We start from the raw sequence: 14,742 nt of genomic DNA, 5'->3' as shown, positions 1-14,742 counted from the left end.
CCGGTGTTCCGGTGGCGCGATCGTAGCAAGGCGCCTTATGCATTAATAATATTTAAATTTCATTTTTATATTCGATTATGGAATACAAGATCAAAAGATCGCAGCCCGGAACGCGATCCCTGTAGGAGCTGCCGAAGGCTGCGATCTTTCAACGCAAGCAGCCATACCCCAACTCCACAGCCTCACGCTGATAGTCGAGCACCACCTGATAATCACCCTCTCCCGCCGCCAACACCTCAGGCAATCCCAACGTTTGCACAACATCCGGAAGTTCGTGCAACGACTGATTCATCACTTGTCGCAGCCGCTCGATCTGTTCATCCGTAGCACTGGCGACGGTGATAAAAGGCAACGTCGGACTGAACGCACTGCGTCCAACAACACGTAGTCCCCTGACTTCCTCAGGCGCATGCTGCGCGAGGTAGGCGTAGGTGACGCTGTCGATGGCGGCCAGATCTGCGCGCTTCTCACGCAACCAGCGCAGGCTTTCACGGTGACCGCCGCTGATGCCGACCGTGGAGAAGAATTGCCCATCGCGATGCAACGGGGCGAGGCGTTGGCGCAACAGATTCATGCCGCTGTTGGAATCGTCGCTGTTGATCACGCCGCGACTGTCGCGAAAGGCTGGCAAGGTTTTGCGTGGGTCATCGGCGCGGCTGAGGATCAGGCTGCAATGGTTGCCGGCACTGGCGTCGGGGAGTTCGTAGCGTGGGCGGCCGATCACACGAACCTGGCCTTTTAATGCCGTCATCAATGGATAGCCGCAGGTTTGTGTGAGTAGCAGATTGGGGGATAACCAGAGTTCGCGCAGTGACAGGTCTTCAGCGCTCAGACGGGTGTGACCGAGGTGTTCAAGGATGCGCGCGAGCCAGCGCTCGTTGGCCACACGGATGGGCTCGGGGGCGGTGTACATAAGGAGTTCGGCGTGGTGTTGAGTCATACGCATATTTCCTGACAACAAATTTCCAACTGTGGGAGCGGGCTTGCTCGCGAAAGCGGTGAATCAGTAAAAAATACTTTGAATGACCCACCGCATTCGCGAGCAAGCCCGCTCCCACAGGGGGTTGTGTGGGGGGCCTGAGGTTAGTGATAAGGATGCTCGGGGCTGTCGATCGGTCTGACGCCATGCTCCCGCCACAACTGCCCATACCCTTGCACCAGAAACCCGCCACTCCTCGCCACCCATTGCTCGCGATTCGCGCGATACACCTTGGGCAAGTCGTACCACGCCAGCCCCGGCAAATCATGATGCACCAGATGAAAATTCAGATTAAGAAACAGCCAGCGCCACGGCCACCCAGCTTCATTTAGCACCGTGCGCTGCTCCGGTTGCGCGTGCGGTCGATGTTCGTAGTAGGAGCGGATCATCGCAATCGACAGCGCCGGCACACTGATCAACAACAGGTAATGCCACACTGGCAACACGCTGTAGCGCGCGATAAACCACAGCATCAGCAGCGTGAATGCGCCATGGGTCAGCCACATCAGCCAGGCTTGGCGCTCACGGTTTTTCAGCCGCTGCAATTCTTCACTCGCCAACGCCAGCAAGCCCAACGGCGCACCGATGGCAAAACGCCCGAGCACGGTTTTATTCAGCCAGTGCAAGCTGCGTTCAAACAGCGAACTGCCCTGCCAGCGCCCCCGCGTCAGGTAACGGCTTTCCGGATCGACACCGGGCACCGTCAGATCCTCATCGCGGTGATGCAGTAGATGGCTGTCGCGATACAGCGTGTACGGATACCACACGGCAAACGGCGCATAGCCGAGAATTTTATTGAAGCGAATCCAGCGCGTCGGATGACCATGGAGCAATTCGTGTTGCACCGACAGCCACAGCACCAGCAGCGGAATCAGCAGCACGGTACTTAAACCCCGTCCCAGCCAGTGGCTGTTGAACATGATTGCAAACCAGCCGCCATACACGCCGATCAACAACAGCCAGGTCGGCCAGTCGCTGCGAGCGGTAAAACGTTGGCGCAGGGTTTCGATGTGTTGACGGTGGACGGCGTCGAAATAATGAGACATGGCGTTGCTCGCAGCGGGTTCCTTCCCTTTCTGTGCAACGACCACCGAGAATCTTGCAGATTATTTTGGATCAACAGGGAAGCCCGAGAACCGGGCTTCCGAAAGGCGTGATCAATGACCGAAAATATCGGTTTTCTTGGCCTTCTTCTCCGCGCGTTTTTCAATCGCGGTCTTGGCCGGTTTCTTCTTCGCGGCTTTCTTTGAATCCATACCTTTGGACATGATGCGTACTCCACTCACAGGGGATGTGAGCTCAGGTATACACCTATCCAGACGCGCGCGTTCTTTTATAATCGCCGCGAAATCTACCGACAGTCAGAACCCATGCCCGATACCCAATACAGCCTGCTCGACGCGTCACTCTGGCCGTTGATGAACAAGTTTTACCGCAGCCACCAATCCTCGATGAAAGCCGTGCGTGATGCGCAATTGTGGGTGGCGCGACGTGGCGAGATTGTTGCGGCGTTGTGCTTGCGACCGGTGGCGGGTGGGCACTGGTTGACGGGGTTGTTTGTTGATCCGGGGTGTCGGGATCAGGGGATTGCGGGGCAGTTGATGGCAGCGGCGGTTCAGGATGTGACGGAGCCGGTGTGGCTGTTCTGTCATCCGGATTTGCGCGGGTTTTACGAGCGGCGCGGGTTCCGGTTTGATCCTGAGTTGCCGCAGGCGATGGCGGAGCGATTGAGCCGGTATGCGCGGAGCAAGCCGATGATTGCGATGGGCCTGGGGTGAAGATCAAAAGATCGCAGCCTTCGGCAGCTCCTACACCTATCCCTGTAGGAGCTGCCGAAGGCTGCGATCTTTTGATTCTGGTTAATCGTCAACCGTGGGATCGAGATCCGGGAACATCACTTCGGTGAAACCGAATTTGCTGAAATCAGTAATCCGCGAAGGGTACAACCGGCCGATCAAGTGATCGCACTCATGCTGCACCACCCGCGCATGGAAACCTGAAGCCACACGCATGATCGGCTCGCCCTTCGGATCAAAACCCTCGTAGCGAATCTGCTGATAACGATCCACCGCGCCACGCAAACCCGGCACCGACAAACACCCTTCAAACCCCTCCTCCATCAACGGATTCAACGGCGTGATCAGCGGGTTGATCAGGATCGTCTGCGGCACGGCTTCGGCGTCCGGGTAACGTTCGCTGTGCTCGAAACCAAAGATAACCAATTGCAGATCGACGCCGATCTGCGGCGCGGCCAGGCCGACGCCGCCGACGCTTTCCATGGTCTGGAACATGTCGTCGATCAGTTGCCAAAGCTCAGGGCTGTTGAACATTTCCGGCGGCACTGGCGGGGCGATGCGCAGCAAGCGCTCGTCGCCCATTTTGAGGATTTCACGGATCATGATGTGGCTTCGTCAGTGTCCGGCTTGAGCGAGTGATCGCGACCCAGGCCCGAGACGTGTTGTTTGGGTTGTTCATCGAGTTCGCCGGGGACTTTCTCGCCCTCGTCTTTGCCCTCGCTGGACATGTGCTCGATCACCGCATTCATCTCCGCGCCGAGTAGCAGCACCGCGGCGGAAATGTAGAAATACAGCAAGAGCACGATGATCGCCCCGATGCTGCCATACATCGCGTTGTAGTTGGCGAAGGTTTTCACGTAGAACGCGAAACCCAACGAGGCGATGATCCATACCACCACGGCCAGTACCGAGCCCGGGGTGATGAAGCGAAATTCCTGTTTGACGTCGGGCATCACGTAATAGATGAGTGCCACGGCGACCATCATCAGAATCACGATCACCGGCCAGCGCGCGATTGTCCAGATGGTCACGATGACCTCTTCCAGCCCCACTTGCGCGGCAATCCAGCCCATGACTTGCGGGCCGAGCACCATCAGTGCGGCGGCCATCAGCAGCATGCCGGCGATGCCGACGGTGTAGACCACCGACAGCGGAAAGCGCTTCCAGATTGGTCGGCCTTCGACCACGTCATACGCCGCATTCATCGCGCTCATCATCAGGCGCACGCCGGCAGACGCGGTGTACAGCGCGATGACGATACCGACCGAGAGCAAGCCGCCCTTGGACTGCTGCAACTGGTCGATCACCGGGTTCACTGATTCCAGCGCCTGCGGCGGCAGCACCAGTTCCGATTGCAGGCGCAGCCAGGAGAAAAAGTCCGGCAGGTGCAGGAAACCGATCAGGGCGATCAGAAACAGGATGAACGGGAACAGCGAGAACAGCATCTGGTAGGCCAGTGCCGAGGCGTAGGTCGACATTTCGTCATCGACGAATTCAGTGACCGTGCGCACCATCACTCGGTGCAGGGGCAGACCTTTCATGTCTGGAAATATCATTCGCGTCTCCTTTCGCCGCAATACAGGTTTGAAGTCGTGGCGACTCAGGGGCCGTTTTTTACATCAAGGTAGCTTGTTTGGCGAACCTTGGTGGGTGTCAGCAGGATTTCGACACAAAAACGGCCATCCTTGGATGGCCGCTCGTGTCTTTCGTTCAAGGCTGGATTACGCCTTGTCGACGCCTTTTTTGACAGCGTCCTTGGCTTTGCCGACCGCTTGCTGGGCTTCGCCTTTTTTCTCCTGGACTTTGCCTTCGGCCTGCAGCTTGGTGTTGTCGGTGGCTTTACCGACGCCTTGCTTGACGTTGCCGACCGCTTCGTTGGCCATGCCTTTTACTTTATCGCCTGTGCTACTCATGGTGTTTCTCCTTGGTGCAATTAGGGGGAAAAGTCAGTACGTAATGATTGACTGGCCGGGTTTGCGCCAAGTTTCATTTATTTTTCGCCGGATCATTTCGTCGCGACGAACAGGTTGGGCTTTATGTTTGCGTGCAATGCCCCGAGAATGCGCAGCATAAGGGCGCCACGCGCCAGGAACCGATCCTGCAGGAATGTTATGAAACTCGATAAAACGCTCGCCATCGCCCGTAGAAACAAGGAACTGGGCGGCGCCGTGCTCGGCACCAACAATTGCCACTTCGCCGAACTGAACCGCAACCGCAACATCTGGTGGTTCGACCTGCCAGTGTCGCGTCTGGCGATTGGTCAGTACGAGTGGATTCACCTGCTGATGCACACGCCGGCCACCGACGAACTGCTGCACCTGAAAGTGCCGACGGTGTTTCTGCGTGAGAAGCTCGAGGGGCTGGTGATTCGCAACGAAGGCAAGCGCAAAGCGGCGCTGAGCCTGGAATTGAGTGCAGACAAGGATTCGTATCTGCAGGACATGCGTCCGGCGGGGACTAATGTGAATTTCGCGCCGTTCCGTCAGTAAATCAAAAGATCGCAGCCTGCGGCAGCTCCTACATGATCATTCCCACGCTCTGCGTGGGATTGCATCTAGGGACGCTCTGCGTCCCAGCAGTTCTGGACGCAGAGCGTCCGGGGCGGCATTCCCACGCCGAGCGTGGGAACGATCAAAGCCATGCTCCGCACCAACAAAAAGCCCCGCATCTGCGGGGCTTCGTGTTTTAGGCGGCGGACTTGGCCTTGATCTTCTTCAGCTCTTCATCGCGCAGTTCGCGGCGCAGGATCTTGCCGACGTTGGTGGTCGGCAGCGCATCGCGGAACTCGACCGAACGCGGCACCTTGTAACCGGTGACGTTGGCGCGCATGTGCTCCATCACCGTTTCCTTGGTCAGCGTCACGCCCGGTTTGGCGACGATGAAAATCTTGATCGCTTCGCCCGACTTCTCGTCCGGGATGCCAATGGCCGCGCACTGCAACACGCCTGGCAGGGTCGCCAGTACGTCTTCCAGTTCATTCGGATAAACGTTGAAACCGGAAACCAGAATCATGTCTTTCTTGCGATCGACAATGCGCATGTAGCCGTCCGGCTGGATCAGCGCGATGTCGCCGGTTTTCAGCCAGCCGTCGCTGTCGAGCATTTCGTCGGTGGCTTCCTGACGCTGCCAGTAGCCCTTCATCACTTGCGGGCCCTTGACGCACAGTTCGCCGATTTCGCCCATTGGCTGTTCGACACCGGCATCGTCGATGACTTTGCACAGGGTCGATGGCACTGGGATGCCGATGGTGCCGATCTGGATGTGCTGGATCGGATTCACCGTGGCGACCGGGCTGGTTTCGGTCATGCCGTAACCTTCGCAGATCGAGCAACCGGTCACCGCTTTCCAGCGCTCAGCCGCGGCCAGCTGCAGGGCCATGCCGCCCGACAAAGTCACTTTCAGCGCCGAGAAGTCCAGCTTGCGAAAACCTTCGTTGTTGCACAGCGCCACGAACAGCGTGTTGAGGCCGACGAAACCGCTGAACTTCCACTTCGACAGTTCCTTGACCATCGCCGGCAGGTCGCGCGGGTTGCTGATCAGGAGGTTGGGGTTGCCGATCAGCATCATCGCCATGCAATGAAAGGTGAACGCATAGATGTGGTACAGCGGCAGCGGCGTGATCAGAATCTCGCAACCTTCATTGAGGTTCGAGCCCATCAGCGCCTTGCATTGCAGCATGTTGGCGACGAGGTTGCGGTGGGTGAGCATCGCACCTTTGGCCACGCCGGTGGTGCCGCCGGTGTATTGCAGCACCGCGACATCGCCGCTGTGCGGGTTGGCTTCGGCCACAGGCTGGCCTTGGCCTTTGCTTAACGCGTCATTGAACTTGATGGCTTTCGGCAGGTGGTAAGCCGGCACCATTTTCTTCACGTACTTGATGACGCTGTTGATCAGCAGGCGCTTGACCGGCGGCAACAGGTCGGCGACTTCGGTAACGAAAACGTGTTTGACGCCGGTTTTCGGCACCACGGTTTCGGCCAGGTGCGCCATGTTCGCCAGGCAAACAAGGGCTTTGGCACCGGAGTCGTTGAATTGGTGTTCCATTTCCCGCGCGGTGTACAGCGGGTTGGTGTTGACCACGATCAGCCCGGCACGGATGGCACCGAAGACGGCCACCGGGTACTGCAGAACGTTGGGCAGTTGCACGGCGATTCGATCACCGGGCTGCAAGTCGGTATGCTGTTGCAGATACGCGGCAAACGCACCGGACAATTCGTACAGTTCACCGTAGGTGATTGTCTTGCCCAGGTTGCTGAAAGCCGGTTTGTTGGCGAAGCGTTGGCAGGACTGCTTCAACACTGCCTGAATATTCGGGTACTCATCTGGATTGATGTCGGCAGCAATTCCAGCGGGGTACTTATCCTTCCAAAAGTCTTCGTTCATGGAAGCCCACTCCTCAGCAACGCGAATTCTTCACCGCATTTGATGCGATTATTATTGGTGTGTGTTTTGTATTGGTGAATCTGGCTTTTTGATAGGCCGAGAAGTCACAAAGCGCGCCGAGAGTAGCAGCTTTGCCGAGGGTCGACTAGAGCCAAAAGCGGCCCATACAGTCATATTTATGACTCAAGACTTGCTAACGGTCATTTTAGAGCAAAAATCCTAGAACACCTTGAAAGTCCCGCAAAACGGGGGTTTGCTCCCCTCAAAAGCTTCGCGGGCAAGCCTTGCTCCTACGGGTCGGTGAGATCCTGTAGGAGCAAGGCTTGCCCGCGATCCGCGTAAAGCGCGGCCATTCAGCGATTAAGCGATATCGCGCAACTCACGGCGCAGAATTTTCCCGACCGGCGTCATCGGCAACGATTCGCGCAGCACGATGTGCTTCGGCACTTTGTACGCGGTGAAATTCTCTTTGCAGTACGCCTTCAGCTCTTCCAGGCTGACGCCGGTTTCCCGCGCCACCACAAACAGCTTCACCGCCTCGCCCGAACGCTCGTCCGGCACGCCGATCACCGCGCAGTTGGCGACTTTCGGGTGGGCCATCACCACGTCTTCGATCTCGTTCGGGTACACGTTGAAACCGGAGACGATGATCATGTCCTTCTTGCGATCAACGATGCGCACGAAACCGTCCGGGTCGATTACTGCGATGTCGCCGGATTTGAACCAGCCTTCGGCATCCAGTACTTCGGCGGTGGCCTCGGGTTTGTTCCAGTAGCCCTTCATGATCTGCGGGCCTTTGATGCACAGTTCGCCACGCTCGCCCATTGGCTGCTCGACGCCATCATCGTTGATCACTTTCAACAACGTGCCCGGTACCGGCAAACCGACCGTGCCCAGGCGCGATTGATCGCCGTACGGGTTGGTGCACGCCACCGGCGAGGTTTCGGTCAGACCGTAGCCTTCGGTGATGCGGCAACCGGTCATCTGCTCCCAACGCTCGGCGGTGGCTTTGACCAGTGCGGTGCCGCCGGAGTTGGTGAGTTTCAGGCTGGAGAAATCCAGGGTCTTGAAATCCGGGTGATCCATCAGCGCAACGAACAGTGTGTTCAGCCCCAGCAACGCCGAGAAACGCCAGTTCTTCAGCTCTTTGATGAACCCGGCAATGTCGCGCGGATTGCTGATCAATACGTTGTGGTTGCCGGAGACCATCATGCACATGCAATTCGCGGTGAACGCATAGATGTGGTACAGCGGCAGCGGCGCGATCATCACTTCCTGACCCTCGCGCAGCAGTGGCTGACCATCCGGGCCGAGCTGCGCCAGACACGCGCGCACTTGCTGCATGTTCGCCACCAGATTGCCGTGGGTGAGCATCGCGCCCTTGGCCAGACCGGTGGTGCCGCCGGTGTATTGCAGCACGGCAATATCGTCGAGGCTGACCTTCAACGGCTTGATGCCCAAGCCCCGGCCCATGCGCAGCGCACTCTTGAAGGAGATCGCCTGCGGCAGCGAATACGCCGGCACCATTTTTTTCACTTTGCTGATCACGGTGTTGATCAGCCAGCCTTTGGCGGTGGGCATCAAGTCGCCCATCTTCGCTTCGATCAGGTATTGAATGTCAGTGTCGGGCAGCACTTCCTGGACTTTCTGGCCGAACATGTTCAGGTACACCAACGCACGTGCGCCGGAATCCTTGAACTGGTGACGCATTTCCCGCGCGGTGTACAGCGGGTTGGTGTTGACCACGATCAGCCCGGCGCGCAAGGCACCGAACACGGCAATCGGATAATGCAGGACGTTGGGCATCTGCACGGCGATGCGATCGCCCGGCACCAGATCGGTGTGCGCTTGCAGGTAACCGGCGAAAGCGGCGCTCTGACGTTCGAGCTCGGCGTAGGTCAGGGTCACGCCCATGTTGCTGAATGCCGGGCGATCCGCGAACTTCTTGCAGGAGCGCTCAAACACCTCGATCACCGACTTGAACTCACCCATGTCGATGTCCAGCGGTACGCCGGCCGGGCGTTTGTCGTTCCAGAAATCAGGTTGCATTGTTCTTGTCCTCTTTACCTGAGCCGATCCGGGCCGCTTTCTGTCATTTCTGAAAAAGCGGAGCTTCACGGACACTAGCAGTTATGGCCATTGAGGCAAATACGGGCAAAGCCGTCATTGATCGTGTGAATCTTCCTGCCGTGGCGTGGGCTGATCAGACGCGCTATACAATGTGCCGACTCTGAGCAAAGGAATCGCCATGATCCACCACCCCCTATGGCTGGACGCGAGTGACCGCAGCCGCCTGTTCGTCAACCAATGGCTGCCAGCCGCGCCGTTGAAAGCGGTGATCCTGCTGGCCCACGGCATGGCCGAACACAGCGGCCGATATGCCCGTTTGGCCGACACGTTTTGCGACAAAGGTTATGGCGTTTACGCGCCGGATTTGCGCGGACATGGCAAAACTGCCGAACACGGTACGCTCGGACATTTCGCCGACGACGATGGCTGGTGCAAGGTGCTGGGTGATTTGGCGAGCCTCAATCAACACATCGGCCAGCAGCACCCCGGCGTGCCGATCATCCTGCTCGGCCACAGCATGGGCAGCTACCTCGCGCAGGCCTATCTGCTGCACCACAGCGCCAGTTTGCAGGGGGCGATTCTCAGCGGTTCGAACTTCCAGCCGGTGGCGCTTTATGGCGCGGCACGGCAGATCGCCCGACTGGAAAAACTGCGTCAGGGCGGCAAGGGGCGCAGTGCGCTGATCGAGTGGTTGTCGTTCGGCTCGTTCAACAAAAAATTCAAACCGGTGCGCACGCCGTTCGACTGGCTCAGCCGCGATCCGGCCGAAGTCGACCTGTACGCCAACGACCCGTTGTGTGGCTTTCGCTGCACCAATCAGCTGTGGATCGACCTGCTCGGTGGCTTGCAGCAAATCAGCAAAGCGTCCAATCTCGCCCAGATCAACCCGGGCCTGCCGTTGCTGGTGATTGGCGGCGAATGTGATCCGGTGAGTGAAGGCAAGCGTCTGACTGATCTGGCCAACGCCTTGCGCTCGGCCGGCAGCCAGAACCTGCAACTGCAGATCTACCCGCAGGCGCGGCACGAATTGTTCAACGAAACCAATCGCGATGAGGTGATTGCCGATGTGCTGGCCTGGATCGATCAGGTGCTCAGCCATCCGCGCCCGCAACGCAGCGAATAATTTTTTGTGGATTTATTTAATCCGTCACAGGAATCAAGACCAATGACCCAGGTTACCAACATCCCTTACGAAGCCCTCGAAGTCGGCCAGACCGCCAGCTACAGCAAGACCGTCGAAGAGCGCGACATTCAGCTGTTCGCCGCGATGTCCGGCGACCACAACCCGGTGCACCTGGACGCCGAGTTCGCCGCCGCCAGCATGTTCAAGGAGCGCATCGCTCACGGCATGTTCAGTGGCGCGCTGATCAGCGCCGCCGTGGCGTGCGAAATGCCTGGGCCGGGCACTATTTATATCGGTCAGCAGATGAGCTTTCAGAAGCCGGTGAAGATCGGCGACACGCTGACGGTGCGTCTGGAAATCCTCGAGAAGCTGCCGAAGTTTCGCGTGCGCATTGCCACTCGCGTGTTTAACCAGCGTGATGAGTTGGTGGTGGATGGTGAGGCAGAGATTCTGGCACCGCGTAAGCAGCAGACGGTGACGTTGCCTACTTTGCCGGCGATTAGTATTGGTTGATTGAAAAGATCGCAGCCTTCAGCAGCTCCTACATTGGAATGCGTCCCTGTAGGAGCTGCCGCAGGCTGCGATCTTTTGCTTTTAAAACAAACATAAAAAAACGCCAGACTAGCTGGCGTTTTTTGTTACCGGCGTACGCTTACGAGCGTGCGCGAGCCTGGTTACGCAGGGCTTTTACCTGGTCGTGGTTGCGTTGTACGCCGTGGTACTGACGTTCAACCAGGTCACGAATGCCCACCAGGTTGTGCTTGTTGATTTTTTCCAGTGCTTCTTTGTAAGCCTTCAGCGCATGGTCTTCACCACGTTCGGCTTCGTTCAGCACAGCCTCTTCGTCTTTGCCGGTGAACATCGCTTTAACGTCGACCCAGCGACGGTGCAGATCACCGCTGACGCTGGTGGAAGTTTCCGGATCGCCGCCCAGTTTGCGAACTTCAGCTTGCAGCTCAGCTGCAGCGGTAGCGCAATCGGCAGAGCGGGTCACGAACAGGGTTTTCAGTTCTGGGTGCTTGATATCTTCAGCGCAAGTCTTGAACCCTTCCTGACCGTCCTTGCTGGTTTCAATCAGGTCATTGAGTACAGAGATGGCTTCTTTATTCATGTCGGTCATTTTTCAATTCCTTGCGATCGGTGGAAGATGCAAGGGATATTGCAGTGTGCGTGCCAGTTTTTACTCAGAAATAAAACACATATAAATCAACAACTTAAAGATAAATGAACTATCTGTATTGCGGTTATTTGCATGATCTGTCATTTGGCCTGCATGCAGAATGCCTGTATTTTCCAATCTGATTTGAAGCCAGACGATCCTTTTGATGAATCCCGAAAAACTCGAACTGCTGATCACCCGAGAAATGCCCTTCGGCAAGTACAAGGGCCGGATCATCGCCGACCTGCCAGGCCCTTACTTGAACTGGTTCGCCCGTGAAGGTTTCCCGCACGGCGAACTCGGCGGATTGCTTGCACTGATGCAGGAGATCGACCATAACGGTTTGTCCGAGCTGCTCGAACCGCTGCGTGCCAAACATGGCAAACCCGCCCCGCGCCACTGAAGCGCCCTCCTCTATAGAGCCAGCCGCCATGCCCGATAACACCCTGCGCGCCCGTGATGAAGCTTTTTGGCAAATGTTTGTCGGCCGCTATGACGTCCAACCCGGCCCGATCAATCTGGAGAACGGTTACTTCGGACGCATGTCGCGCACGGTGATCGAGGAGTACCAGCGCAACATCGAGCTGATCAACACCAGCAATTCGGTGTACGTGCGCCAGCGCTACGAGCAATACGACAACCTCGACATCCGCGCACAACTGGCCGAGCTGATCGGCGTGCGCGCGCAGAGTGTGGCGTTTACCCGCAATGCCACTGAAGGCCTGCAATCGCTGATTCGCAACTACAATCGCCTGCAACCCGGCGATCAGGTGCTGATCTGCGACCTCGAATACGACACGGTCAAAGGCGCCATGCGCTGGCTAGGCAAGCATCGCGGGGTCGAAGTCATCGAGATTGACCACGCGCATCCGGCGACTTTCGAGAGCCTGCTGGCCACCTACCGCGAAACCTTTATTCGTCACCCGAAACTGAAACTGATGGCGCTGACGCACGTCACCCATCGCAGCGGTCTGGTGATGCCGGTGCAGGCCATCGCCGCGCTGGCCAAAGAGCATGGGATCGACATCATCCTTGATGGCGCCCACGCCCTCGGCCAGATCGAGTTCGACTTCGAAGCCCTCGGCATCGCCTTCGCCGCGTACAACCTGCACAAATGGATCGGCGCACCGCTGACTCTCGGTTTCCTTTATATCGCTCCACAGCGGCTGGCCGATATCGACCCGGACATGGGCGAGATGCACTACCCGGTCAACGATATCCGCTCGCGCACCTCGTACAGCACACCGAACATTCCGGCGCTGATGACCTTGCCGCTGGTGTTCGAAGAGCATCGCTCGCTCGGCGGCGCAGCGGCCAAAGGGGCGCGAATCAATTACCTGCGCAACCTGTGGGTCAGCGCCGTGCGCCAGTTGCCGGGCATCGAAGTGATGACGCCAGACGACCCACGCTTGTATTGCGGGATCACGGCGCTGCGTTTCACTCGCCATGACAATCAGCAGGCGATGGCCGAGCGTCTGCTCAACGAATACAACCTGTTCACCGTGGTGCGCACTGGCGCCGCGTGCGGGCCGTGCATTCGCATCACGCCGGGGCTGACCACCACCGCCGCCGAGATGCAATTGCTCACCCGCGCGCTGAACGAGCTGCGCTGAATCGCTCAGACGGTGTATTTGTCGAAGTCCTCGGGTTTGATCTGCGACGACACCGCAAAGGTGTCGATGCCGATGGTCAGGTGGCCGAAGAAACCGTCCTCGTGGGAGTCGCGGCCGATCGGCCAAACGGTCAGGGTCGAAGCCTCGCCGCCCATGTCGGCAAAGAAACTGTCCTGAGTATTGTTCAAAGCGGTTGAGGCGCGACCGCGATAGGCTTTGGCGTTGAGCACCGAGCGCGACACTACTTCGGGGAAATACAACTGACCGACCCACGCCACGTTGCGCTCTTCGAGGTACTCGGTACCCGTGACCATGCGCACTGCCACATGAATGTGCAGCGCACGACCGGCGTAGAACCCCGGATAGATCGTGGTGAAGCGCGCCCTGCCCTTGTGATCACAGAACTGGCTGCCGCGCAGGTAAGTGTCATCGTCGGTGCGCGGGATCGAACCGATGGCTTCGGCGTCGACTTCGAGATCCGGGTTGATCCGGCTCCAGCCCGAATACGCACCGCGAGCGTTGCAATGCCAGATGTCCACCAGCGCGCCGCTCACCGGTTCGCCAGTCATCGCATCAACGATGGTCAGGCGGAGCAGCAGCGGCAAGCCTTCCGCACCTTCGCTGATGTTGCGGCGCAACAGTTGCGGGTTGCGAAAATACGGCCCGGCGATTTGCTCGGGGGCCAGTTGATACACCGGGTTCGGTGAGGGTGTTGCAGCGTCTCGATCCATGATGCGTTCTCTCTTCCATAAGAGAACGCAGATTAGCGCCACGCAATCGCCTGTGTGCGGTAACTATGTATCGCGTCGTAACTCCAGGCAGCGATCTTTTGGCCTAGCCATTTGAAAGCAAGATCAAAAGATCGCAGCCTCGTTGCACTCGACAGCTCCTACATTGCATCCCGTATCAACGCCCTGTAGGAGCTGCCGAAGGCTGCGATCTTTTGATGTTGGCTTTTCTGCGGGCAAAAAAAAACGGTGCGCCGACCGAGCGCACCGTAAAGCCGTAGAACACACAACGAAGTGTTTGGTAACAATCAGTCCAGCAGCGCCAACGCCTCAGCGGTGCATTCCTGAATGCGGGCCCAGTCGCCGTTCTTGATCCACTCCGGATCAAGCATCCAGCTACCGCCCACGCACATGACGTTTTTCAGCGCCATGTAGCTTTTGATGTTGGCCGGGCCGACGCCGCCAGTCGGGCAGAATTTCACTTCACCGAACGGGCCGCCGAGGGCTTTGATTGCCGCGACGCCACCGCTGACTTCCGCCGGGAACAGCTTGAAGCGGCGATAGCCCAGACCGTAGCCTTCCATGATGCCGGAGGCGTTGCTGATGCCCGGCAACAGCGGAATCGGGCTGTCGACGCTGGCTTCCAGCAGGTCACGGGTAATGCCTGGGGTGACGATGAATTGCGAGCCGGCAGCTTCGGCCGCCGCGAGCATGTTGCGATCGAGCACGGTGCCGGCACCGGTCATCAGTTCCGGACGCTGGTCGCGCAGGATCTGAATGGCCTTGAGGCCGAACTGCGAACGCAGGGTCACTTCCAGCGCGGTCAGACCACCGGCGGCCAGGGCGTCGGCCAGCGGCAGCACGTCCTGTTCGCGGGCGATGGTGATCACC

At 58.2% G+C, this 14,742-nt stretch carries 16 protein-coding genes; 6 read left to right on the top strand and 10 right to left on the bottom strand.

From position 1 onward, the window contains the following. Positions 1–148: 148 nt before the first annotated feature. Both ACIOMO_RS16185 and ACIOMO_RS16180 read right to left on the bottom strand, forming a co-directional pair. A complete protein-coding gene (locus ACIOMO_RS16185; protein WP_401241995.1) occupies positions 149–940 on the bottom strand; it encodes a phosphate/phosphite/phosphonate ABC transporter substrate-binding protein in 792 nt (263 codons plus the stop codon). 143 nt (positions 941–1,083) lie between these two features. Continuing rightward, positions 1,084–2,025 carry a fatty acid desaturase gene (locus ACIOMO_RS16180; RefSeq protein ID WP_401241992.1) on the bottom strand — a complete coding sequence of 314 codons (942 nt, stop codon included), beginning with the start codon at positions 2,023–2,025 and terminating at the stop codon, positions 1,084–1,086. A 324-nt stretch (positions 2,026–2,349) separates the two neighbouring features. Between ACIOMO_RS16180 and ACIOMO_RS16175 the strand changes: the two genes are divergently transcribed. After that, complete coding sequence (locus ACIOMO_RS16175) at positions 2,350–2,757, top strand: GNAT family N-acetyltransferase (protein ID WP_053122987.1); 408 nt, start codon at positions 2,350–2,352, stop codon at positions 2,755–2,757. 81 nt (positions 2,758–2,838) lie between these two features. Here ACIOMO_RS16175 and def read toward each other — a convergent pair whose 3' ends face one another. From def to ACIOMO_RS16160, 3 genes are all read right to left on the bottom strand, one after another. Then, complete coding sequence (gene def, locus ACIOMO_RS16170; RefSeq protein ID WP_401241988.1) at positions 2,839–3,378, bottom strand: peptide deformylase; 540 nt, start codon at positions 3,376–3,378, stop codon at positions 2,839–2,841. Next, positions 3,375–4,331: a YihY/virulence factor BrkB family protein gene (locus ACIOMO_RS16165; protein ID WP_053122992.1), complete on the bottom strand. Its 957-nt coding sequence runs from the start codon at positions 4,329–4,331 to the stop codon at positions 3,375–3,377. Before ACIOMO_RS16165 ends, def begins: the two co-directional genes overlap by 4 nt. 165 nt (positions 4,332–4,496) lie before the next feature. Continuing rightward, entirely contained in the window at positions 4,497–4,688 is a 192-nt protein-coding gene (locus tag ACIOMO_RS16160; RefSeq protein WP_053122994.1) for a CsbD family protein, read from the bottom strand. 198 nt (positions 4,689–4,886) lie between these two features. Here ACIOMO_RS16160 and ACIOMO_RS16155 point away from each other — a divergent pair, with 198 nt between their 5' ends. Then, positions 4,887–5,264, top strand: coding sequence for a hypothetical protein (locus tag ACIOMO_RS16155; protein WP_008082340.1), 378 nt, complete (start codon positions 4,887–4,889; stop codon positions 5,262–5,264). Positions 5,265–5,460: 196 nt separating this feature from the next. Here ACIOMO_RS16155 and fadD1 read toward each other — a convergent pair whose 3' ends face one another. Both fadD1 and fadD2 read right to left on the bottom strand, forming a co-directional pair. After that, positions 5,461–7,158, bottom strand: a complete 1,698-nt coding sequence (gene fadD1, locus ACIOMO_RS16150) for a long-chain-fatty-acid--CoA ligase FadD1 (protein WP_401241983.1) — start codon at positions 7,156–7,158, stop codon at positions 5,461–5,463. 360 nt (positions 7,159–7,518) lie between these two features. After that, positions 7,519–9,207 (bottom strand): long-chain-fatty-acid--CoA ligase FadD2, encoded by a 1,689-nt coding sequence (gene fadD2 / locus ACIOMO_RS16145; protein WP_159812801.1) that lies wholly within the window; start codon positions 9,205–9,207, stop codon positions 7,519–7,521. Between the two features lie 199 nt (positions 9,208–9,406). Here fadD2 and ACIOMO_RS16140 point away from each other — a divergent pair, with 199 nt between their 5' ends. Together ACIOMO_RS16140 and ACIOMO_RS16135 are read left to right on the top strand one after the other, a co-directional pair. Continuing rightward, entirely contained in the window at positions 9,407–10,351 is a 945-nt protein-coding gene (locus ACIOMO_RS16140) for an alpha/beta hydrolase (protein ID WP_053123001.1), read from the top strand. Positions 10,352–10,393: 42 nt separating this feature from the next. Next, complete coding sequence (locus ACIOMO_RS16135) at positions 10,394–10,864, top strand: MaoC family dehydratase (protein ID WP_053123003.1); 471 nt, start codon at positions 10,394–10,396, stop codon at positions 10,862–10,864. A gap of 139 nt (positions 10,865–11,003) precedes the next feature. On the opposite strand, the gene ACIOMO_RS16130 is transcribed toward ACIOMO_RS16135, so the two are convergent. Beyond that, the gene (locus ACIOMO_RS16130; protein WP_038369175.1) at positions 11,004–11,471 is read right to left on the bottom strand and encodes a PA2169 family four-helix-bundle protein; all 468 of its coding nucleotides are present in this window, start codon (positions 11,469–11,471) and stop codon (positions 11,004–11,006) included. A gap of 205 nt (positions 11,472–11,676) precedes the next feature. Here ACIOMO_RS16130 and ACIOMO_RS16125 point away from each other — a divergent pair, with 205 nt between their 5' ends. Next, positions 11,677–11,913 carry a DUF3820 family protein gene (locus tag ACIOMO_RS16125; protein WP_003213031.1) on the top strand — a complete coding sequence of 79 codons (237 nt, stop codon included), beginning with the start codon at positions 11,677–11,679 and terminating at the stop codon, positions 11,911–11,913. Between the two features lie 28 nt (positions 11,914–11,941). Beyond that, positions 11,942–13,123: an aminotransferase class V-fold PLP-dependent enzyme gene (locus ACIOMO_RS16120; protein ID WP_401241978.1), complete on the top strand. Its 1,182-nt coding sequence runs from the start codon at positions 11,942–11,944 to the stop codon at positions 13,121–13,123. Between the two features lie 5 nt (positions 13,124–13,128). Here the strand turns inward: ACIOMO_RS16120 and ACIOMO_RS16115 are convergent, their stop codons facing one another. Continuing rightward, complete coding sequence (locus ACIOMO_RS16115) at positions 13,129–13,854, bottom strand: intradiol ring-cleavage dioxygenase (RefSeq protein ID WP_159812807.1); 726 nt, start codon at positions 13,852–13,854, stop codon at positions 13,129–13,131. A gap of 305 nt (positions 13,855–14,159) precedes the next feature. Next, positions 14,160–14,742: bifunctional 4-hydroxy-2-oxoglutarate aldolase/2-dehydro-3-deoxy-phosphogluconate aldolase (locus ACIOMO_RS16110; RefSeq protein WP_401241975.1), on the bottom strand; the 583-nt coding region annotated here is incomplete at its 5' end.

It is taken from the genome of Pseudomonas sp. NPDC087804 (assembly GCF_044742965.1).
Taxonomy (GTDB): Bacteria; Pseudomonadota; Gammaproteobacteria; order Pseudomonadales; family Pseudomonadaceae; genus Aquipseudomonas; species Aquipseudomonas rustica.
The sequence above is the reverse complement of the archived record's forward strand: the minus strand, read 5'-3'. Positions and strand labels throughout refer to the sequence as shown.

Coding starts and splice junctions, on each gene's coding strand:
- ACIOMO_RS16185 (WP_401241995.1), bottom strand. CDS start 940: ATGACTCAACACCACGCCGAACTCCTTATGTACACCGCCCCCGAGCCC.
- ACIOMO_RS16180 (WP_401241992.1), bottom strand. CDS start 2,025: ATGTCTCATTATTTCGACGCCGTCCACCGTCAACACATCGAAACCCTG.
- ACIOMO_RS16175 (WP_053122987.1), top strand. CDS start 2,350: ATGCCCGATACCCAATACAGCCTGCTCGACGCGTCACTCTGGCCGTTG.
- def (WP_401241988.1), bottom strand. CDS start 3,378: ATGATCCGTGAAATCCTCAAAATGGGCGACGAGCGCTTGCTGCGCATC.
- ACIOMO_RS16165 (WP_053122992.1), bottom strand. CDS start 4,331: ATGATATTTCCAGACATGAAAGGTCTGCCCCTGCACCGAGTGATGGTG.
- ACIOMO_RS16160 (WP_053122994.1), bottom strand. CDS start 4,688: ATGAGTAGCACAGGCGATAAAGTAAAAGGCATGGCCAACGAAGCGGTC.
- ACIOMO_RS16155 (WP_008082340.1), top strand. CDS start 4,887: ATGAAACTCGATAAAACGCTCGCCATCGCCCGTAGAAACAAGGAACTG.
- fadD1 (WP_401241983.1), bottom strand. CDS start 7,158: ATGAACGAAGACTTTTGGAAGGATAAGTACCCCGCTGGAATTGCTGCC.
- fadD2 (WP_159812801.1), bottom strand. CDS start 9,207: ATGCAACCTGATTTCTGGAACGACAAACGCCCGGCCGGCGTACCGCTG.
- ACIOMO_RS16140 (WP_053123001.1), top strand. CDS start 9,407: ATGATCCACCACCCCCTATGGCTGGACGCGAGTGACCGCAGCCGCCTG.
- ACIOMO_RS16135 (WP_053123003.1), top strand. CDS start 10,394: ATGACCCAGGTTACCAACATCCCTTACGAAGCCCTCGAAGTCGGCCAG.
- ACIOMO_RS16130 (WP_038369175.1), bottom strand. CDS start 11,471: ATGACCGACATGAATAAAGAAGCCATCTCTGTACTCAATGACCTGATT.
- ACIOMO_RS16125 (WP_003213031.1), top strand. CDS start 11,677: ATGAATCCCGAAAAACTCGAACTGCTGATCACCCGAGAAATGCCCTTC.
- ACIOMO_RS16120 (WP_401241978.1), top strand. CDS start 11,942: ATGCCCGATAACACCCTGCGCGCCCGTGATGAAGCTTTTTGGCAAATG.
- ACIOMO_RS16115 (WP_159812807.1), bottom strand. CDS start 13,854: ATGGATCGAGACGCTGCAACACCCTCACCGAACCCGGTGTATCAACTG.